Here is a 20,704-nt window from a genome sequence, read left to right as displayed (position 1 = left end):
TCCAAGTTTATATAAATACAACCGTGGATTCCTATGATCGGCGCATTGATGCTTGATATTGCAGGCACAGAACTTACTCAAGAAGATATTGAACTATTACGCGCTCCGCAAGTCGGTGGCATGATTTTATTTTCAAGAAATATAGAATCTCCTGCTCAGGTCCGTGCCTTGACTGACCATATGCGTAAAATTCGCCCAGACATTTTAATTGCAGTTGACCAAGAAGGTGGTCGTGTACAACGCTTAAAAAATGGTTTTACTTTGCTTCCAGCCATGGGGCATTTTGGTCAACTTTACTTAAGCCAACCTGAAAAAGCCATAGCATTGGCTGAGCAATGTGGCTGGTTGATGGCAATTGAAGTGCTTGCTGTTGGGATTGACTTTAGTTTCGCTCCAGTCTTGGATATCAATGACATCAGTGATGTGATTGGTGACCGTGCTTTTGCTGAAAATGTGCAAGATATTGTTCCATTGGCAAGTGCTTTTATGAAAGGGATGCAACGTGCTGGTATGGCAACCACGGGGAAACACTTTCCTGGGCATGGTTCGGTCAAAGCAGATTCACATGTGGCTGCGGCAATTGATCAACGAGATTACCAAGACATTTATGACAATGACATGCAGAGTTTCATCCAACTTCAGGGGCAATTGGATGCCCTCATGCCTGCTCATGTGATTTATGAAAAAGTTGACCCAAACCCAGCTGGATTCTCCGCTTATTGGATTCAAAAAGTATTACGTCAAACTTTAAAATTTGATGGTGTTCTCTTTTCAGATGATTTGAGTATGCAGGCTGCTTGTGTTGCTGGAGGTGCAGATGCTCGTATTCGTGCAGCACTCGAAGCGGGCTGTGATATGGGACTCGTTTGTAATAATCGTGAATCCGCATGTATTGCTTTGGCAGGTATTGAGAACTTACCATTACCAAACCAAACACGTTTAGCACGTATGCGCGGCAAAATTCCCAATATCATCATCGGTGAATCATTTGATTTAGGTGATGAATGGAAAACTGTCAAAAAAGTCATTGAAGAATTCAGAAATTCTCTTTAAAAAGATAGATAAAGTTCCTCCTACAATGCATAGCAGATTGTAGGGAGGACATTTTAAGTTTATTAGTCTTGCGTTATGCTCGCTAAGATAACACGATGAATAGTGTGCAAATATTTTTCATCATTCGTGTGGCTTAAAAGGCACTGTAAAGTCCTATATGGAAATCAGGAAGAACGTATCAGGCAACCGTTGAATTTATGATTTGTGTTGCCATATTTGATGTCCCAATTAAAAAAATAATAGTTAAGGAAAACTATGTCAGACCAACAACTTTCAAAACATCGTCATATTTCATTTACCGCACATTATACAGGCTATATTTGGTATCAAATGGGGATTTCCCATCCTTTGCTTGCAACAGCGAAAGGCAAAAGACTGGCTATGATTGCGCATCCCATCGAAAGTTGGGGCGAAAGATTTGTTGGTGGCAGTATGCGCACCACGTTAAAACAACGCCACACCATCTTGGATAATCGTTTACATCAATTGATTGAACAATTCCCTGATTTACAAGTACTTGAAATTGCTGCTGGATTATCTCCACGTGGATGGTGGTTTAGACAACAATACGCTCAAATCGATTATCGTGAATTAGATTTGCCTGAGATGGCAACAACCAAACAAGCAGCATTAAAACAGATAGATCCCGCCAGCCCAGCGGTTTTATCAGTCGACTTATTTACCCAAGACTTTCAAAATGCCTTCAAAGTTTTTGATCCTCAGAAACCCCTCGTTGTGATCAGTGAAGGCTTAATCAATTACTTTAACAAAGACCTTTTAAAACAATTGATCCAATCCATAGCAAATTATGGGCAAGGCTTTAAAGCTTTACACTATCTCACCGACGTATATCCTAAACCTGTCAAAAACAAATTGGCTGCCGTTATCTGGAACAGCAGCAAACTACTGAAATTGATGTCTAGAAGTGCCTTTACTTTTCATTTTATCTCTCCAGAACAAGTCAGACATTTTATCTCTGAAGCAGGTTTTAAAAAGGTTGAAGTGATTCAACCTCGCCTTTATTTCAATCCAGATCATCAACAAAATCCTGAAGAACATCATGGCGATTTAGTGTGGGTAGTAGATGCACAATTATAAAAAGTGAGAAATAAAATAAAAAAACCAGTTCACATTTGAACTGGTTTTTTATTGCCTCATTAAGCTAAAGCGGTATCTTCAACCCTATAGGTTTGGGCTTGAGTTTGGCGAGTGATAAAGCGTAACAAACGATCTGCATTTTCAAAACTACCATGTTTAAATAGTGCACGAACACCATCTTCACAAGTTTCAAAAATTAGACACTCAATTGCAAATTCGCCCTCATCATCACTCAGATTCAATGCCAAATCTCGAGTATGTTCATTCACAAAACTCAAATCAGGCAGATGATCAAGATCCATTAAAAGTCCAAAATAATTTAAATCAACAATGTGAACGGGAATCACTTTATTAGAATGACGATGCGTTAATTGACGCTGTGGATCAAGCACATGAATCCGAGCCTCACCACGACGTTCAATATTGTGCATTTGCTCGCGTGTTAAATTGATAATTCCATCCAATCCCTGAATAGATTTCCCTTGCAAATAGGTCGTAAATAAATTCATGGTTTCTTTACGGCGTTGTAATTGTGGCACATGATCCGCATTGGCAATCATGGCAAATTGCATATCTGGGCATTGCAAAGCAAAATGAGCATTTTCATGGGGCAGTGTAAAACTGTCATACTGACCGCATGCCACCAGTGTATTTACACGTGGAACAGGAACGTGGCTCAAACGTAATAAACGATTGCAGTTGATTTCATAACGTTCTTGTTCTGTATTTGAAAACTCAGCCATTTGCTTAAAGAACAATCTTTTCGCGGTAGGCGACATTCGAGTTTTATCGAGTTTGGCATGATTGACCAAATAAAGAATAACGGCTTGACCAAATTCATCCATCCGTTGCTCTTTCATCAACATTAAAGACTCTTCCAATAACATGCGCCAGCTCTTACGAGTTTCCTGCATGACGCCCATTAAGATCATCTTTTCAACAAGTTCTGGACGTTGGTCAACAAAAAAGGAGGCGATCACCGATCCTAGGGAAATACCAACAACAGCAACTTTTTGAATATTCACGATATCTAGCCACTGACCCAACATACGTGAAAGATCAGGCAGTTCCAAAGTACCCGCAGATAGACCAGAATCGATATTGGTAATTTGCTGATTCGCTCCCATAGAGGGTAGATCAATGAGAATGACTGGACCACTTTCAAAGAATTGCTCAACACAATATTTATAGGAGTTAAAATTTTGAAATGCCCCTCCTACAATCACAATCGGGGTATTGTGAATAGTTCGTGCATCAGCAATCGCCATATACTCAACTTTCCAACCATCAATCCAAGTTGTCCTGGGTTCCTGTTTGAAACTATTTTTATGGTATATGTCGAAAAAACCAAAGCTTGATAAAGATTGGTGTGATTCTGTGTCCATTTGGATAATGGAATTCATATCCTTCCTCCATCCTTGCTTTATTCTTTTAATATGCAAGATTTCGACCCGCATTATTCTTTCAAATTTGTGATACGTATATGTTCTGTATCACATCAATGTCCTTATTGTTTCATTCTTACAGATGTGTGATTTATACGCAATCGCTAAATTGACCGTCTGTCCAGTTTAAATGGCAAAAACATTGCAAGATATTTAGTGGCTATGCGCGGGGTAAATAAGTTTATTTCAATGAAATACTTCCTTGCCTTTGCTTAGACTGCTACTATCAAAGGGAAATTTTTAAACGATCAAATAAACTGCTATGCAAGATTCAATTGAACAGTATATGCAAACTGTAGGAATTCAAGCCCGTCAAGCCGCTGGTGCTTTGGCAGGTGCGACTACACTTGTAAAAAATAATGCCTTATCTGCTATTTATACTGCTTTGGAAAATAGTGAACCGCAAATCTTAGCTGCTAACCAAATTGACATGACCAAAGGTCGTGACAACAATTTAGATAGCGCTTTACTTGATCGTTTAGAACTTAACCCCACACGCTTCAAAGGCATGTTACAAGGCTTAAAAGATGTAATAGGTCTTGTAGATCCAATTGGTGAAATTACTGATTTGGCTTTTCGTCCAACAGGAATTCAAATCGGTAAAATGCGCGTGCCTTTAGGTGTCGTTGGTATGATCTATGAATCACGTCCAAATGTAACCCTTGAAGCAGCGTCATTAGCACTTAAATCAGGCAATGCCATCATTCTACGCGGCGGTTCTGAAGCACTGAATTCAAATCAGGCAATTGCTCAAGCCATTCAACACGGCTTAAAAGCAGCAGGATTACCTGAAACGTGTGTACAGGTCATCAATACATCTGATCGTGCAGCAGTTGGTCAGTTGATCACGATGTCTGAATATGTCGATGTCATCGTACCACGTGGTGGCAAAGGTCTGATTGAACGTATTAGCAATGAAGCAACAATCCCTGTGATTAAACACTTGGATGGTAATTGTCACGTGTTTGTTGAAGCTCAGGCAGACCTTCATAAAGCACTGCCAATCGCATTAAATGCGAAAACACATCGTTATGGTGTATGCAATGCCATGGAAACTTTATTGGTCGATGAAAAAATCGCGGAAGAATTTTTACCTCGTATTGCCGAGCTCTATGCGGAAAAACAGGTTGAATTACGTGGTTGTATCAAAGTTCAAAAGATCTTAGGCAATATCGTAAAACCGGCAAGTGAAGAAGATTGGTATGAAGAATATCTTGGTCCAATTTTGGCAGTAAAAATTGTGACCGGGATTGAAGAAGCCATTCAACATATCAATAAATATGGTTCCCATCATACCGATGCGATCATCACTGAAAACTTTAGTTTGGCACGCCAATTCTTAACTCGTGTAGACTCAAGTTCAGTAATGGTCAATGCCTCTACCCGTTTTGCAGATGGTTTTGAATATGGTTTAGGCGCTGAAATCGGTATTTCAACCGATAAAATCCATGCTCGTGGTCCAGTTGGACTTGAAGGCTTAACTTCACAAAAATGGATTGTATTGGGTGACGGTCAAATTCGTCATTAATCGAATTTTTGAAACTTTAAACACTCAGCGTTGTGTCCTACAGCGCTGAGTTTTTTTATAAGTTTTGTCTAAAGATAAGGGGCGACTTTTTGCACAGTAACATCTCTATAGCCAAATCGTCTGAGTATTCGTACAATTGATATGATTTCAATCATTCATTCCCCAAATAAACCTTTTATCTTTATATATGAATTTTTAAAAGCAAAGCTTAGTTTCACAAGAATGCAGATCATCAATAATGACGACAAAACCAACAGATCCGCTTTATGCTCAGACAGATTAATTGCTAGACAAGGATATAAGTTTGTTTACAAGAAACTGCACAATGCAGATAGATTAAAATAAAGATGAATGATAGTTTTTAATAATCAACTGATAAATATTAAATATTAATCAATATCAGGTCGATAGTCCGAAAGTCTAATCACCTAAAGTCTATCTAGGACAAAAAAACTACACATGGTACAACATCACTACTGATCTAATTGGCCCTATAAATAAAGCGTAATCAGATCAATCAGGATGACTTTTTCAAATTACAATTTCGGGTATTAAAACGTGTCTACATCAGTATTAGTAATTAACTGCGGATCTTCATCAATCAAATATGCGCTTGTTTCTGAACGTCGTGAAGATCGGATCTTTGGTTTAGCAGAAAACCTTGGCTCTGCTGATGCACGTATTAAAGGGATCACTGCGGGCAATCAGCCACTTGAACTCTCCATTCCACATGCAGACCATGAAAAAGCTCTTGAAACCATCTTGAGTCGTTTATCACAATATCAACCGAAGGCAATTGGTCATCGTGTTGTTCACGGTGGTACATTGACCAAAGCAGAATTGCTTACACCTGAAATTGTAGAAAAAATTCGTGAAGCAACACCTTTAGCTCCACTGCATAACCCTGCTCACCTAGTCGGTATTGATGCCACAATGCGTCTATTCCCAGAACTACCGCAGGTGGCTGTATTTGATACTGCATTCCATCAAACCATGCCTGCACATGCTTATCGTTATGCATTGCCAAAATTTCTTTATACCCAACACAATGTTCGTCGTTATGGTTTTCACGGTACTAGCCATGCTTATGTTTCTGAACGTGGTTCTGAACTTGCTGGTAGCTATAAACATGGTGGTTGGTTAACTGCACATTTGGGTAATGGTAGCTCGACATGCGCAATTTGGAATGGTCAAAGTGTAGATACTTCAATGGGACTTACGCCACTTGAAGGTGTGGTGATGGGGACACGTAGTGGTGATGTAGATCCAAGTATTCATAGCTTCCTCGCGTCTAATCTAGGCTGGGATATTTATAAAATTGATAAAATGCTGAATAGCCAATCAGGTTTGCTCGGCTTATCTGATCTTTCTAACGATATGCGTACTTTGATTGAAGCTTCAGAACAAGGCAACGAAGATGCCACTTTAGCCATCGAAGTATTCTGTTATCGTTTAGCAAAATCACTCGCGGCATTAAGCTGTGGCTTACCGCGTATCGATGGTTTATTCTTCACAGGTGGTATTGGCGAGAATTCAGCATATATTCGTGAAAAAACCGTGTCATACCTACCACACTTCGGTTTTAACCTAAGCAAAGAACAAAATGATGGTTTAAAACGCGGCACTGAAGGTCGTATCGATGCTGGAACAGGTCCGCAAATTTGGGTTGTTCCAACAGATGAAGAAGGTCGTATTGCCAAAGAAACGGTACATGTGGTTGAGCATGAGGTACAACAGGCTGCAAAAAAGCCTGAATCAGATGTTGCGACAGCTTAAACTGTCGTTAACAATAATCTGCGCCAAGATGATCCGTTGTAAGATCATGAAATTATTAAAAGCATGATCTACAACAAAGCAAAAAATTATACATTTTAGAGTTCCTGTAATCTTTGAATAAAAGTCATATAATCATGTCGCTAATTACAGAAACTCTAAGTATTTGACTCAAATGTATCGATGAATAAAGATTTTGCGTCAAATAGTGTATTCTGCTTTGTGATCTTCTCTGTATATACAAATTTCAATCTTTTAATTTATTAAAGAATAGTCTATGAAAACAATTCTGTTGGTTCCAACTGGGGAAGGTGTCGGATTAACTTCTGCATGCCTAGGCTTAGTTTATGCTTTGGAATGCCAAGGTGTTAAAGCAGGCTTCGTCAAGCCATTTTCACAAGAATTACAAGCAGAACCAGATCGCACAACAGCTCTGTATCGCCATATTTCAAAATTAGACACTGTTGAACCGATTACTTATGCAAAAATTACTCAACAGTTAAATGATGGCGAAACTGATGAGCTTTTAGAAGAAGCAGTGAGTTTACAGCGTCAAGTGGCTAAATCACATGACATTATTATTGTCGAAGGTTTGGTCCCGACAGCGCGTGATGCTTTTGCCAGTGATCTGAATGCTTCTTTGGCGCAAGCACTAGATGCAAAAGTTATCTTTGTCAGCAATGCCGACATCAATCGACCTGAATACACTGCTGAAAAAGTCGAAGCACAATTACGTAACTTTGGAGGTGCTTCATCTACGCGTAATGCAGGTGTATTGTTTATGCGTACACGTGGCTTACCAGAGGAATCTGCTCAAATTCCAGTGACCATTGACCCAAGTCTACGTTTAATCTCTGATACCGAAAAATTCAAAACTGAAATTCAAAAAACGTATGCTCACATTGGCTCAGCAGCTTTCCCAATCATTGGATTGGTGCCTTTCAGTGATACCTTGAGTGTACCCCGCATCTCTGATCTCGCAAAACAGATTCAGGCGACATGGATTAATCAAGGTAAAGCCAACACACGCCGTGTTTTGCACAGCAGTTTGATTGCTTCAAATATTGAGCATGAATTACAAAAGTTTGTTGCTGGCGAATTAATTATCAGTGCATCCGATCGTATTGATGTTCTGTTGGCAAGTAGCTTAGCCACCAGCAATGGTATTCCACTTGCAGGTTTAGTTCTTACTGAACATCATGAACCTAATCCATTGGTTTTAGAGTTCTGCCAATCTGCAATTAAAAATGGCTTACCGATTTTACACACACCACTCAGTACATTTGAAACTGCGCAACAATTGGCAAATCTAGGGAATGAAATTCCTGTAGATGATACAGAGCGAGCAGATCAAGTTACTCGTTTCGTTTCTAGTCATATCGATCAAGACTGGTTACTTCAAATCCTCAATGGTGATTATAAACCTCGCCTCTCTCCTTCTGCATTCCGTCATGAATTGGTGCAAAAATCAATTGCAGCAAAAAAACGCATTGTACTTCCAGAGGGTGATGAACCACGTACCATTCAGGCAGCGGCTATTTGCCAATCTCGTGGAATTGCACAATGTGTATTGTTAGCAAAACCTGAAGCTGTTTTTGATGTGGCCAAAGCCCGCAACATCGAATTACCCGCTGATTTAGAAATTATTGACCCTGACCTTATTCGTGAAAACTATGTCGCGCAAATGGTTGAACTGCGTAAAGGTAAACTCAATGAATTGCAGGCACGTGAACAACTTCAAGACACTGTAGTGTTAGGGACGATGATGTTGGCATTAGATCAAGTGGATGGCTTGGTATCAGGTGCAGTACATACTACAGCCAATACTGTTCGCCCCGCTTTCCAACTGATTAAAACAGCCCCTGAATACTCTTTAGTATCCTCAATCTTCTTTATGCTCTTGCCTGATGAAGTGTATGTGTACGGAGATTGTGCGATTAATCCAGATCCAGATGCTGAACAACTGGCAGAGATTGCGATTCAGTCAGCAGATTCAGCAAAAGCTTTTGGTATTGACCCACGTATTGCGATGATTTCCTATTCGACTGGGACTTCAGGCGCCGGTGCAGAAGTGGAGAAAGTGGCTAAAGCAACCGAAATTGCCAAACAACGTCGCCCAGATTTGTTGATTGATGGACCATTACAATATGATGCTGCGTCTGTGGAAAGTGTGGGGCGTTCTAAAGCACCAGACTCTCAGGTCGCAGGTCGTGCCAATGTCTTTATTTTCCCTGATCTCAATACAGGAAATACCACCTATAAAGCAGTTCAGCGCTCAGCCAATGTGGTGAGTGTTGGTCCTATGTTGCAAGGTTTGAACAAACCTGTGAATGACTTGTCCCGTGGTGCATTGGTTGATGATATTGTATTTACCATAGCATTGACGGCGATTCAATCAGAACAACAAGCAACGCAATAAGCTTTTTATACAGATAAAAAACCCACTCAAATTATTTGCGTGGGTTTTTATTTTGTTGTTTCTATAACTCAACCAGCTCTGTGCCCAATACCATAATTCAAATCAATATAAGGCACATAGCAAGTTATTTCACAGGACTTAGAAATAATAATTCACACGGAACAGATAGTTTCTTGGTGTCCCTGGCATAGAATCTGAACGCCAATATTCTTTATCAGTGAGATTATTCACAGCAAATGTTGCACCCCATTTATCATCTTTATAGCCTACTGCTGCATCGACACGAGTCCAGTCTGGCATTTTTATTAAATTTTTATCCGTAGTATAATAAGAGCCTACATAAGTCGCACCCACTTCACCATACCATTTCTCTGTTGGTAAATAACGTACAAATAGGTTGCCCGTATTTTCAGAAATTTTTTTGAGCTTTTTACCTTTTAAAACATCTTCATCTTTTACACCAGTACGACTATCACTTTTCCATTTAGCATCGGTATAACCATAACCACCTCGCACATAGAGATTATCTAAGACTCGACCAATAAAACTAAACTCCACACCTTGTGATTGTTGTTTCTGCCCGACTTCCCAGTCATTTGGTCTGTTCACTGAGTCAGGCTGATAACGTATGTTATTTTTAGTAATATCGAATACAGAAAGCTGAGTATTTAAACGACCATCCAACCAATCACTTTTTACCCCAATCTCATATTGCTCATTATATTGCGGTTCAGCATCGTATGTACTTGGACTTACCGTTGTACTCACCAATAACAATCCTCGACCACCATAAGGAGAGAAACTTTTACTATAAGAGGTATAAAAACTTTGACTCTCAACTGGTTGCCAAACAAAACCAATATTAGGGCTTAAACTTTCATCCCGATATGAACGTTTACGCTGATTACGAACATCATTGGTCGCAAAATCATAACTATCGTAACGAACACCTAACATTATTTTATATTTTTCATTAAATGAAATTAGGTCTTGTAAGAAGAAGCTTAAAGAGCTTGCATCGGTTTTAGTGTGAGAGGTTTCTGCTGGACGAGAACCATTGAGCTTAGACCAACCATCAGATAAATAACTATCAGACGTATCAAATGGATTGACATAACGATAATAGAGTCCAGCACTGCCACCACTTGAATAATTCCCTAAAATTGGTTCTCGTTTTTCATTTGACCAATCACTACCAAACATAACCTTATGGTCTAAAACACCTGTTTTAAATTGACCTGTAATGTCAAAGGTATTTAAGAGTGTTTTATTGGTGGTTTGCTGCCAAGCATAGTTTTGACGAATTTTTCCTTGCCAGTCGCATTTTTTACCATCATTTTGTAACCCTGCTGCTGAACACCATGTACCGCTAAAGAAGTTATCAAAATCTTGAAAAGATTCACGATGACTCAATGCCCAATGAAATTTCCAATTTGGTGCAAATTCATATTTCAGATCAGTTCTAAATGACTTGGTTTCATCAACAATATTATCATTTGTACCTGCAAAGCCCGTTTTAATTGAAACCCCTGATGGCAACTCATTATAGACTGGACCACGATCAGGCGTTCTGTTTAAACTGTCATAAGTATATTCAGTCGTCCAAAGTAATTTTTCGTCATCACTACGATAGGTCAAACTTGGAGATAACATTTCCTGATTAAAACCTATTCCCGAGCGGAAGCTATTGGTATCTGACTTTTCACCGACTAAACGCACAGCCCAGTTGTCATTAAGTACCTTATTGAAATCAATGACTCCACCAACGTTATCATAAGACCCAACATAAGCACCAATTGAACTTTTTGAGTCAAAATTGGCAACTTTGGTCACCATATTAATCACGCCACCGCCTGAACTTCGTCCATAGAGCACAGAAGCTGGTCCTTTGAGTATTTCAATACGTTCAACATTGGCGGTACTGCGTCGGTATTGTCCGCTTTCACGAATCCCATCACGATAGATATCATTCTCATCGGCATTGAATCCACGAATAGTGATTCCATCATTTCTCGTGTCATAACTGGTCGAAACACCAGGAGTTCCCTGTAACATCACGCTTAAATCATTTGCGCCATACAACTTATATTTAGACACATCAATCGTATCTACAGTTTGAGGAATATCTTTCTTATCCAAACCATTTCGCGTCACACTGGCCTGTTTATAGTCCACATAGGTTTTAATGGGGTCACCATCTGCCATTGCTTCAATCACAATGGTGGGAAGTGTTGCTGTATTGGTTTTTTGTTCTTGTTTAACCGTATCAGAATCAGAAAATGCCTGAGTGGAAACAAACAGGCATCCCGTTGATAGCATCATGAGTGTTAAGCTTTTTTTGACAAAACGCATTGCATCCTCAAAAAATCGTAATGATAATAATTATCATTATAATACAAATTTTCATAATTTTTTACATAAATATATCAATCTCTGCACATAAACAACCATTTTCTCCTTATTTGAGCATATTTTTATTGAAATAAACTAATAATAATCTTAAGCATTAACTAAATAATTCTAAAAAATATCTATAAAATTCAAAAAAATAATTAAAATATTTTTGCGCTATTTACGTGACATTTATCACATTTACAATCATTTAACTATTTTATTCAATTGATTAAATGAACACCAATTATTTTCTTTGCACCAACCAAACTGTATGTCCCGTACAATTAGGGTCTTCTACGACCCTATTAATCACTTTAAAGCCATAGTTATGGAATAATTGGATATATTCTTCTGGCGTTAGGCTGGCATGATATAGAGGTTCTCCGAACAGTTCTCCAATTTGCTCTCCAAATGCAGGTCCACTGGTAAACATTAAAACCGTATCCTGTGTTGCAAAACGATCAAATCGTTGAAACATTGCCCTTTGCCACTCAGGTGATAAATGGAAAAAACTATCCCAAGCTAGAATCCCCTGAAACTTTTCAATCAGTTCAACTGTGCGCATATCCGCTTGAATCCAAGTACAGTTTGGAAACAGATCTTCAGGAAAATTTTCTCGCGCCATATCCAGCATTTCTTCTGAACTGTCTACACCCGTCACATTATGGCTTTGCTCAATCAAATAAGCTGCTATGGGTTGTCCTGAACCGCAACCTAAGTCCAGTATATTTGAGTGTTGTGGAAGTAATTTTAAAAACTGATCTAACCATACTTTCTCATATAAACAAGACCCTCTTAATGCAGTCCATGCGTAGGCTTTATTGTTATAAATTTCAATAATATTATCTGCAAGATGAGTATGCTTTCCCATAACGCTTCTGTGCCCATTGCAAGCTTTTATTCTATAATCAGTATAAAGTTTTTAGCCCAAATAAAATAATAAAACTTTAGCCTAAAAATCCATCAAAGCCACCACAAAACAAGCAATATCACGTATAATTCAGCCCGCTAGCTAACAGCCCGCTCAAGAGATTTTTGATATGACAACTATTATCAAACAAGATGACTTGATCACATCGGTCAAGGACGCGCTTCAGTTTATTTCGTACTATCATCCACAAGACTTTATCCAAGCGATGAGCCGTGCTTATGATCGTGAAGAGAACCAAGCTGCAAAGGATGCAATTGCACAAATCTTAATTAACTCACGTATGTGTGCAGAAGGTCATCGTCCAATCTGTCAAGATACTGGTATTGTTAACGTATTTGTTGACGTGGGCTTAGATGTTAAATTTGATTTAACCATGAGCTTAGATGATGCGATCAATGAAGGTGTACGCCAAGGTTATTTAGAAAACACCAACGTACTCCGTGCTTCAGTTTTAGCAGATCCAGCTTTTGGTCGCAAAAATACCAAAGACAATACACCTGCTGTAATTCACTACAAACTCGTTCCAGGCAATAAAGTCGATATTACTGTTGCAGCGAAAGGTGGTGGTTCAGAGAATAAATCTAAACTGGCAATGTTGAACCCTTCTGACTCGATCGTAGACTGGGTGCTTAAAACTGTACCAACGATGGGTGCAGGTTGGTGCCCTCCTGGTATGCTCGGTATCGGTATTGGTGGTACTGCTGAAAAAGCCATGATGCTTGCAAAAGAATCACTCATGGAAGAAATCAATATGGACGAATTACTTCGCCGCGGTCCACAGAACCAGATCGAAGAACTTCGTATTGAAATCTTTGAAAAAGTGAATGCTTTAGGTATTGGTGCTCAAGGTCTTGGTGGTTTGACGACTGTTCTTGATATTAAGATTAAAGACTATCCTTGTCATGCTGCTGGTAAGCCAGTCGGTATGATTCCAAACTGCGCTGCAACTCGTCATGCTCATTTCCAATTAGACGGTTCGGGTATTGCACATATTCAAGCACCTTTACTTTCAGATTATCCAGAAGTGACTTGGGATACTTCAACATCTAAACGTGTTGATTTAGACAATATCACACAAGAAGAAATGAACTCGTGGCAACCGGGCGATACATTATTATTAAATGGTACCATCTATACAGGTCGTGATGCTGCGCATAAACGTATGGTGGATATGCTCAATAAAGGCGAACAGTTACCTGTAGATCTAAAAGGTAAATTCATTTACTACGTAGGACCTGTAGATCCTGTAGGTGATGAAGTTGTTGGTCCTGCTGGTCCAACAACAGCAACACGTATGGATAAGTTTACACGTCAAGTCCTTGAAGCAACTGGCTTGTTCGGTATGATCGGTAAAGCGGATCGTGGTCCTGCTGCTGTTGAAGCAATTAAAGACAATAAAGCAACATATTTAATGGCTGTTGGTGGTGCTGCTTATTTAGTATCTAAAGCCATTCGTGAAGCTGAAGTTGTCGCATTTGCTGACCTAGGTATGGAAGCAATTTACAAATTCAAAGTACAAGATATGCCTGTATCCGTCGCTGTTGATGTAAATGGTACTTCTGTTCATGCAACTGCACCAAAAATTTGGCAAGCAAAAATTGGCAAAATTCCAGTTGTTGATGCTGCAAATTAATCTGCATAAAAGCTGAAATTAAGCTTGAGCATCACTTGAAAAGCACTCTATGATTAGGGTGCTTTTTATTTTGAGTCAGGTCATGAACTTTATAAAATATATTATTTTTTCTGTATTATTGTTATTCTCGATCTCTATACAAAGCTTTGCCTCAAATACAGAAAGTGAATCCCTTGATCGACTCACACAGGGTATCATTGGCAATCAAATATGGCGTCTTCAAGCGAATGAAGACGCAAAGCGTATTTATCAAAATCAAGCAGAAAATTTAATTAAAAATGGGATAAGTACGATACAACTCACGGATAACGAAAAACAAATCATCCCAGAAATTGTCGCGGTTTATCAATCAATGACGAAAGATATTCTTCGAGATCCACAATTTATCAGTCAAACCAAGCAAATTATTTTAGAATCGTTAAGCCCTCAAGAAATTGAAGCACTTTATCAGCATGACACAACGCCAAGCCAAGCACTGTACACAAAACTTGCAAATGTTGACACGAAAATATTCATAGAAAGCAATGCTGCGATTGATAAAGCAATTAATGATCCTCAATTTATTCAGCAATATCGCAATAAAATTGGAGAAATTATTCAACAACTACATCGGTTAGAGGATAATAAAGAAAGGAAAACTCATGAAAATTAAACAGTTCGCTTTAACTTTAAGTTTATGCTGTATGACAGTGTCAAGCTTTGCATCTCCAGCAACAGATAAAAGCGTAGACAAATTAATGCAACTTTCCAATATCACCGAGATATTCAAACAAAGTACTCGAGATATGCAGCCCTATTTTGATGAGCAAGCTGAAGATCTTGTTCGGCAAGTGACTGGCGCTCAGACACTCAACATTGATCAACAAAATGCGGCACTGCAAATTAGTGCTCTCTATAGCGATGTTCAACAAAAAATGATTACAGATCCTGAATATCTTGCTTTATTCAAATCACTTTTTAAAAAAACCTTTACTGAAGAAGAAATCCAAGCCAATATTGCGTTCCTCAGCACACCTTTAGGGCAATCGATCAATCAGAAAATGAATCTATTGATGACTGAAGTCATGCAAGAAACCACTAAATTCTCACAGAAGCAAATGCTTAAAGCAGAAAATCAAAAAGTGATTAAAGATAAAATGGAAGCCATTTTAAAACCTATACTGCAAACCCAATAAAGCTTTATATTGTTTTCGAATGTTGGTAACACCTTTGTCGTATAAATAACAACGTGATCCTATAGGTATATTATGAAATTATTACAACATTTAGTGCTGCTTGGCTCATGTCTAACTGCCAATTTTGCTTTTGCAGCACAAGCATCTGATCAACAAGTACAACAATTGTTAAAAGTGATGAACATTGATCAACTTTTACAAGAAACGATGCAACAGATCCGTCCTCAATTAGATCAGCAGGCTTATCAAATCATTAAAATGTCCGTAAACAAGGAACAATTAAGTCCACAAGAACAAATTGTTGCCAATGAATTGGCAGATAAAATGTATGCTCAAAGTCAGAAAACGGTGTCTTGGGAACAAATTAAACCACTTTATCTCAAAATTTATAAAGACGTTTTCAATGCGGAAGAAGTACAAGCACAAATCGACTTTTATTCGAGTGCTGTGGGGCAATCTATACTTAAAAAGTCTCCACAAATTGCTCAAGAAACGATGAAGATGATGAATACTCAACTTAGCAATATCCTTCAAAATACCGAACAAGATTTTAAAGAGATAAATAAGAAACTTGCTGAATTAAAAAAAGCGGCGAATACCCCTTAAACATTAAAAAAGAGAGCTTCGCTCTCTTTTTTAATCTGAATACTTAAAAGCTTACCAAGTCGTTGGATTCCAAAGCTTAAAGGGTTGCCCCAAGTGCACATCATCACTCACCTTATATGGGGCACCTTTAATTTTCTCTTGCGGTTTAATCACACGCCCATCCGCCGTCACCTCTGCCACAAAGTTCAACCCAGGTGTTTTAAGTTGCGTCATGGCAATTTCTTTTAAGCCCTGTCGGGTTGGCATTTGCATCAATGGTCCAACACGTAATAGCCCTGCCTCACCGTTTGGTCCACCACGGAATTTTTCTTCCTCATATTTGACAAAATATTGCCCACCTGCCTCTACTGAGAAATAGGCAACCTTAGGCTTTTGAAAATGAAAAACTGTTAAAGGGCGACTTAGACTTAATTTATAATCACCTTCAGCAAGTTCAATCCAATAGTAGTGATTACTGATTAAACTCGGAATCCGCTTACCATTTAAAAAGAAATTGGTGGGAATGATTTCTTGTCTGTTCCAGCGACTATCTGGACGATAAAAATAAATCACAGCAGCTTGAGGATTCTGTGGCTTCACCAAATGAAAGTACTGACCGGGTTTTTGATTGACCCAAGAACCTACAGAAAAAGATTTCACTTTATATTGATCAAGCTTTTCATGAACCAATGATTGTTCTTTTTTAAAATCAATAGGATCTAAAGTCGAAACAACTTTGGTTGATTGCTGTTCTACAGATTGATGACTCTGACAAGCTGCTAATCCACAACTCATCAAAACAACGAGACCGATGTAACGCATGATTTTCCCTCACCGCGTATTTTTTATTTTCATTCTTAAGAAACAATATTCTGCACAGTGAGCTTAACATTACAATGACAATTTAAAAATAAAAAAACGTGTAAATAGTCAAGCTACTTACACGTTTCAGATAAGATGCAAAAGTAATATTGAGTAAAATCGAACATTTAAGCCGATTTACTGTCTAAAACCTTTAGATCTACTTTTTCAACTTCATTGCTTTCTTGCTTGGGTTGCCGTTCAGGTTTGAACTCAGGCACAGCTTTATCATTGATCACTGCTTCATTGATAATGACTGTACCAATATCAGTGCGACTTGGTAAGTCATACATCGTTTCAAGTAGAACGTTTTCCAAAATAGAACGCAAACCACGTGCACCTGTATTACGCTCTAAAGCCTTTTTCGCAATCGCACGTAATGCCGAGTCTTCAAAGAGAAGATCAACATTTTCCATTTCAAATAAATATTGATATTGGCGTGTTAAAGCATTTTTAGGCTCAGTCAGAATCTGCATTAATGCTTCTTCATCAAGCTCTTCTAAAGTTGCGATCACAGGTAAACGACCAATAAACTCTGGAATTAAACCAAATTTCACTAAGTCAGCTGCTTCAACTTGACGGAATAATTCAGAAACTTTTTTAGTATCATCCTTATTCTTCACATCCGCAGTAAAGCCAATTCCACCTTTCTCTTGACGTTGTTGTACCACTTTTTCAAGACCAGAGAATGCACCACCACAAATGAACAAGATATTTGCAGTATCAACCTGAATAAACTCTTGCTGTGGATGTTTACGTCCACCTTGAGGCGGAATGGATGCAACTGTACCCTCAATCATTTTTAACAATGCTTGTTGTACACCTTCACCAGAGACATCACGCGTAATTGATGGGTTTTCAGATTTACGGGTAATCTTGTCAATTTCGTCAATGTAGATAATGCCTTTTTGCGCTTTCTCTACATCGTAATCTGCTTTTTGCAACAGCTTTTGAATAATGTTTTCAACATCTTCACCAACATAACCTGCTTCAGTCAATGTTGTCGCGTCCGCCATTGCAAAAGGTACATCAAGTAGACGAGCTAAAGTTTGCGCAAGCAAGGTTTTACCTGAACCTGTTGGTCCGATCAGCAAAATATTACTTTTTGCAATTTCAACTGCATCTTTAGGTTTATGTCCAGTTTGAGAAACTTTCAAACGTTTGTAATGGTTATATACAGCCACTGAAAGCGTTTTCTTTGCAGTATCTTGACCAATCACATATTGATCCAATGCCGCACGAATTTCATGAGGCTTAGGCAATGGGCGTGATGCCCAATCGCCAGTTTCCACTTGCTGACTCGTTTGCACTAAGTCTAGACACACATCCACACATTCATTACAAATATATGCGTCCTCGCCTGCAATCAGCTTACCGACTTCAGACTGCGTTTTACCGCAAAATGAACAATGCTTTTGTCCTTGAGGAAGATCGGACATTTTCACTCCAAATTCTTAAATCATATCTATAAATGCTTAGTTTTGAGGTCGTTTACTTAATACCTGATCCACTAAACCATATTCTTTTGCTTGCTGCGCGGTCATGAAATTATCCCGATCTGTATCTTTGGCAACAGTTTCGTAATCCTGACCACTGTGTTCAGCCATTAAACGGTTTAAACGTTCTTTGATAAATAGAATCTCACGTGCGTGGATTTCAATATCCGATGCCTGACCACGGAAACCACCTAGTGGTTGGTGAATCATCACACGAGCATTTTCCAAGCAATAACGTTTACCCTGCGCACCTGCATTCAATAAGAACGCACCCATTGATGCAGCCTGCCCCATACAATATGTCACCACATCAGGTTTAATAAATTGCATGGTATCGTAAATTGCCATACCTGCCGTAACAGAACCGCCTGGTGAATTGATATATAAATGGATATCTTTATCTGGGTTTTCAGCTTCTAAAAACAACATTTGTGCAACAATAAGATTTGCCATGTTGTCTTCAACTTCACCCGTTAAAAAAATCACACGTTCACGTAAAAGACGCGAAAAAATATCGAAAGAACGCTCACCACGTGAAGATTGTTCTACGACTACTGGCACTAAAGCGCTTTCAATTGATGGAACATACATACGTTATTTATTCCTGAATTTTTGTTACGTCACTCATGTTCACAATATGAGGGATAATTGCTGAAAATGCAAAATATTCCCAACTAAATATCCGATATTTTTTGCATAAGTATTGTGAACAGATTAACTAAGCCAATGTTTAAACTCATAAAAAAAGGCGCCAAAGCGCCTTTTTCAACATCAAACAACTTAGCCTTGTTGGCGTGCTTGTTGCTCTTTTAACAAATCTTGATAGCTTACAGCTTCATCAGTCACTTTAGCGCTAGCCAAAATGTGGTCAACCACTTGATCTTCTAACACAACACCTTCAATTTGAGCACGTTGTTGCTTGTCATTTTTGAAATATTCAATCACTTCAGCTGGATCTTCATAAGAAGAAGCCATATCTTCGATATAAGCATCAACACGTGCTTGATCTACTTCAAGTTTAGCATCAGCCAATACTTTACTCACAAGTACGCCAAGCTTCACTGATTTCTCAGCTTGCTCTTTGAACAACTCATCTGGAAGCATGCTGCTGTCAAATGCTTTTGCACCTTGAGCACCAAACTGTTGAGTAAATTGTTGAATCATTTGTTGACGTTGACGGTCAATTTCTTGAGCCAACATAGACTCAGGAACTTCAACTTCGTTTGCAGCAACAAGTGCATCAAAAGTTGCACCTTTCACTTGGTTACGCAAACCATTTTTCACTTCACGTTCCATGTTCTTGCGAACGTCAGCTTTTAATTTTTCAACGCCTTCTTCTTCGGTTAAACCAAAGATTTTTAGGAATTCAGCATCAATTTCAGGAAGTTTTTGCTTTTCAACAAGTTTAACTGTGATTTTGAATTGCGCAGCTTTACCAGCCAAGTTTTCAGCTTGATAGTCTTCAGGGAAAGTAACATCAATTACTTTCTCTTCGCCTTTCTTCATACCAACGATACCGTCTTCGAAGCCAGGGATCATACGACCAGAACCTAAAACAAGTTTAAAGTCTTCAGCAGCACCGCCTTCAAACTTTTCACCGTCTACAGTACCTTCAAAGTCGAAAGTCACTTGCATGTCTTTCTTCGCCATGCCTTTAGTTTCAGTCCACTCAGCACGTTGCTTTTGAAGGTTTTCAAGCATTACGTCAACATCTTTGTCTGTAACTTCAGACGATTTACGAGATACTTCTAGACCATCAAATTTAACTTCAACTTCAGGATAAACTTCAACAGTTGCTTGATAAACTAAAGCATCATCTTTGTTTTCAACTTTGTCGATGTTTGGCATACCAACAGCATTGATTTTTTCTTGTTGAATTGCTTCAAATACGGTGTCACGAATAATATCGTTGACAACTTCTTGATAAATACCCGCGCCATATTCACGACGTACAACATTTACAGGCACTTTACCTTGACGGAAGCCGTTAATCTTCACAGTTTTAGCAGTGCGTTTCAAGCGAGCTTCAAACTGCTCGTTAATACGGCTCGTCGGTACAGATACATTTAAACGACGGGCAACGCCCGAAACCGCTTCAGAAGTTACTTGCATGGCTTCCTCGATAGAATTTAATAATTACAGTTTTTCAAAAAGTGCCACATTATATGACAACATTTGAATATATACAAAACACCTGTGTAAATCATTTTATTTCAATGATTGTTTTTATCTTTTATGCTGACTTTTTAAACAAAAAATTAAATCAATTCATTTCTCAGGATTAAATACATTTTGATGAATTTACCTAAATCT

The 20,704-nt window shown here is 38.6% G+C and carries 16 protein-coding genes; 9 read left to right on the top strand and 7 right to left on the bottom strand.

Going from position 1 to position 20,704, the window contains the following annotated elements; translation table 11 throughout:
- Window positions 1–33 precede the first annotated feature (33 nt).
- Together nagZ and TOL5_RS03595 are read left to right on the top strand one after the other, a co-directional pair.
- The gene (nagZ, locus tag TOL5_RS03600) at window positions 34–1,053 is read left to right on the top strand and encodes a beta-N-acetylhexosaminidase (RefSeq protein ID WP_005033716.1); all 1,020 of its coding nucleotides are present in this window, start codon (window positions 34–36) and stop codon (window positions 1,051–1,053) included.
- Window positions 1,054–1,308: 255 nt separating this feature from the next.
- Entirely contained in the window at window positions 1,309–2,151 is an 843-nt protein-coding gene (locus TOL5_RS03595; RefSeq protein WP_121775014.1) for a class I SAM-dependent methyltransferase, read from the top strand.
- 59 nt (window positions 2,152–2,210) lie between these two features.
- Here the strand turns inward: TOL5_RS03595 and TOL5_RS03590 are convergent, their stop codons facing one another.
- Window positions 2,211–3,554 carry an alpha/beta fold hydrolase gene (locus TOL5_RS03590; RefSeq protein ID WP_004830150.1) on the bottom strand — a complete coding sequence of 448 codons (1,344 nt, stop codon included), beginning with the start codon at window positions 3,552–3,554 and terminating at the stop codon, window positions 2,211–2,213.
- Window positions 3,555–3,858: 304 nt separating this feature from the next.
- On the opposite strand from TOL5_RS03590, the gene TOL5_RS03585 reads away from it, so the two are divergent.
- From TOL5_RS03585 to pta, 3 genes are all read left to right on the top strand, one after another.
- Complete coding sequence (locus TOL5_RS03585; RefSeq protein ID WP_121775013.1) at window positions 3,859–5,124, top strand: glutamate-5-semialdehyde dehydrogenase; 1,266 nt, start codon at window positions 3,859–3,861, stop codon at window positions 5,122–5,124.
- A 558-nt stretch (window positions 5,125–5,682) separates the two neighbouring features.
- Window positions 5,683–6,900, top strand: a complete 1,218-nt coding sequence (locus TOL5_RS03580) for an acetate/propionate family kinase (RefSeq protein ID WP_004830154.1) — start codon at window positions 5,683–5,685, stop codon at window positions 6,898–6,900.
- Window positions 6,901–7,174: 274 nt separating this feature from the next.
- Window positions 7,175–9,316, top strand: coding sequence for a phosphate acetyltransferase (gene pta, locus TOL5_RS03575; RefSeq protein WP_139419629.1), 2,142 nt, complete (start codon window positions 7,175–7,177; stop codon window positions 9,314–9,316).
- Window positions 9,317–9,454: 138 nt separating this feature from the next.
- On the opposite strand, the gene TOL5_RS03570 is transcribed toward pta, so the two are convergent.
- Together TOL5_RS03570 and TOL5_RS03565 are read right to left on the bottom strand one after the other, a co-directional pair.
- A complete protein-coding gene (locus tag TOL5_RS03570) occupies window positions 9,455–11,668 on the bottom strand; it encodes a TonB-dependent receptor (RefSeq protein WP_121775011.1) in 2,214 nt (737 codons plus the stop codon).
- Between the two features lie 286 nt (window positions 11,669–11,954).
- Window positions 11,955–12,581, bottom strand: a complete 627-nt coding sequence (locus TOL5_RS03565) for a class I SAM-dependent methyltransferase (protein ID WP_121775010.1) — start codon at window positions 12,579–12,581, stop codon at window positions 11,955–11,957.
- Window positions 12,582–12,750: 169 nt separating this feature from the next.
- Between TOL5_RS03565 and TOL5_RS03560 the strand changes: the two genes are divergently transcribed.
- The 4 genes from TOL5_RS03560 to TOL5_RS03545 all read left to right on the top strand — a co-directional run bounded on the left by TOL5_RS03560 (window position 12,751) and on the right by TOL5_RS03545 (window position 16,055).
- On the top strand, window positions 12,751–14,274 hold the full coding sequence (locus TOL5_RS03560; protein ID WP_005033728.1) for a fumarate hydratase: 1,524 nt from the start codon (window positions 12,751–12,753) through the stop codon (window positions 14,272–14,274).
- Between the two features lie 82 nt (window positions 14,275–14,356).
- Window positions 14,357–14,926 (top strand): hypothetical protein, encoded by a 570-nt coding sequence (locus TOL5_RS03555; protein WP_121775009.1) that lies wholly within the window; start codon window positions 14,357–14,359, stop codon window positions 14,924–14,926.
- The gene (locus tag TOL5_RS03550) at window positions 14,916–15,449 is read left to right on the top strand and encodes a DUF2059 domain-containing protein (protein WP_005033732.1); all 534 of its coding nucleotides are present in this window, start codon (window positions 14,916–14,918) and stop codon (window positions 15,447–15,449) included. The genes TOL5_RS03555 and TOL5_RS03550 overlap by 11 nt, the downstream gene beginning before the upstream one ends.
- A 72-nt stretch (window positions 15,450–15,521) precedes the next feature.
- Complete coding sequence (locus tag TOL5_RS03545) at window positions 15,522–16,055, top strand: DUF2059 domain-containing protein (protein WP_009586393.1); 534 nt, start codon at window positions 15,522–15,524, stop codon at window positions 16,053–16,055.
- A gap of 51 nt (window positions 16,056–16,106) precedes the next feature.
- On the opposite strand, the gene TOL5_RS03540 is transcribed toward TOL5_RS03545, so the two are convergent.
- The 4 genes from TOL5_RS03540 to tig all read right to left on the bottom strand — a co-directional run bounded on the left by TOL5_RS03540 (window position 16,107) and on the right by tig (window position 20,503).
- The gene (locus tag TOL5_RS03540; protein ID WP_009586384.1) at window positions 16,107–16,856 is read right to left on the bottom strand and encodes a DUF2846 domain-containing protein; all 750 of its coding nucleotides are present in this window, start codon (window positions 16,854–16,856) and stop codon (window positions 16,107–16,109) included.
- 167 nt (window positions 16,857–17,023) lie between these two features.
- On the bottom strand, window positions 17,024–18,334 hold the full coding sequence (gene clpX / locus TOL5_RS03535; protein ID WP_042087463.1) for an ATP-dependent Clp protease ATP-binding subunit ClpX: 1,311 nt from the start codon (window positions 18,332–18,334) through the stop codon (window positions 17,024–17,026).
- A gap of 36 nt (window positions 18,335–18,370) precedes the next feature.
- Window positions 18,371–18,982: an ATP-dependent Clp endopeptidase proteolytic subunit ClpP gene (gene clpP, locus TOL5_RS03530; RefSeq protein WP_005033741.1), complete on the bottom strand. Its 612-nt coding sequence runs from the start codon at window positions 18,980–18,982 to the stop codon at window positions 18,371–18,373.
- Between the two features lie 189 nt (window positions 18,983–19,171).
- Window positions 19,172–20,503, bottom strand: a complete 1,332-nt coding sequence (gene tig / locus TOL5_RS03525; protein ID WP_042087465.1) for a trigger factor — start codon at window positions 20,501–20,503, stop codon at window positions 19,172–19,174.
- Between the last annotated feature and the right edge of the window lie 201 nt (window positions 20,504–20,704).

It is taken from the genome of Acinetobacter sp. Tol 5 (assembly GCF_019702905.1).
Taxonomy (GTDB): Bacteria; Pseudomonadota; Gammaproteobacteria; order Pseudomonadales; family Moraxellaceae; genus Acinetobacter; species Acinetobacter bereziniae.
Note: the sequence above shows the minus strand (reverse complement) of the source record. Positions and strands in the feature narration are given on the sequence as shown.

Coding starts and splice junctions, on each gene's coding strand:
- nagZ (WP_005033716.1), top strand. CDS start 34: ATGATCGGCGCATTGATGCTTGATATTGCAGGCACAGAACTTACTCAA.
- TOL5_RS03595 (WP_121775014.1), top strand. CDS start 1,309: ATGTCAGACCAACAACTTTCAAAACATCGTCATATTTCATTTACCGCA.
- TOL5_RS03590 (WP_004830150.1), bottom strand. CDS start 3,554: ATGAATTCCATTATCCAAATGGACACAGAATCACACCAATCTTTATCA.
- TOL5_RS03585 (WP_121775013.1), top strand. CDS start 3,859: ATGCAAGATTCAATTGAACAGTATATGCAAACTGTAGGAATTCAAGCC.
- pta (WP_139419629.1), top strand. CDS start 7,175: ATGAAAACAATTCTGTTGGTTCCAACTGGGGAAGGTGTCGGATTAACT.
- TOL5_RS03570 (WP_121775011.1), bottom strand. CDS start 11,668: ATGCGTTTTGTCAAAAAAAGCTTAACACTCATGATGCTATCAACGGGA.
- TOL5_RS03565 (WP_121775010.1), bottom strand. CDS start 12,581: ATGGGAAAGCATACTCATCTTGCAGATAATATTATTGAAATTTATAAC.
- TOL5_RS03560 (WP_005033728.1), top strand. CDS start 12,751: ATGACAACTATTATCAAACAAGATGACTTGATCACATCGGTCAAGGAC.
- TOL5_RS03555 (WP_121775009.1), top strand. CDS start 14,357: ATGAACTTTATAAAATATATTATTTTTTCTGTATTATTGTTATTCTCG.
- TOL5_RS03550 (WP_005033732.1), top strand. CDS start 14,916: ATGAAAATTAAACAGTTCGCTTTAACTTTAAGTTTATGCTGTATGACA.
- TOL5_RS03545 (WP_009586393.1), top strand. CDS start 15,522: ATGAAATTATTACAACATTTAGTGCTGCTTGGCTCATGTCTAACTGCC.
- TOL5_RS03540 (WP_009586384.1), bottom strand. CDS start 16,856: ATGCGTTACATCGGTCTCGTTGTTTTGATGAGTTGTGGATTAGCAGCT.
- clpX (WP_042087463.1), bottom strand. CDS start 18,334: ATGTCCGATCTTCCTCAAGGACAAAAGCATTGTTCATTTTGCGGTAAA.
- clpP (WP_005033741.1), bottom strand. CDS start 18,982: ATGTATGTTCCATCAATTGAAAGCGCTTTAGTGCCAGTAGTCGTAGAA.
- tig (WP_042087465.1), bottom strand. CDS start 20,503: ATGCAAGTAACTTCTGAAGCGGTTTCGGGCGTTGCCCGTCGTTTAAAT.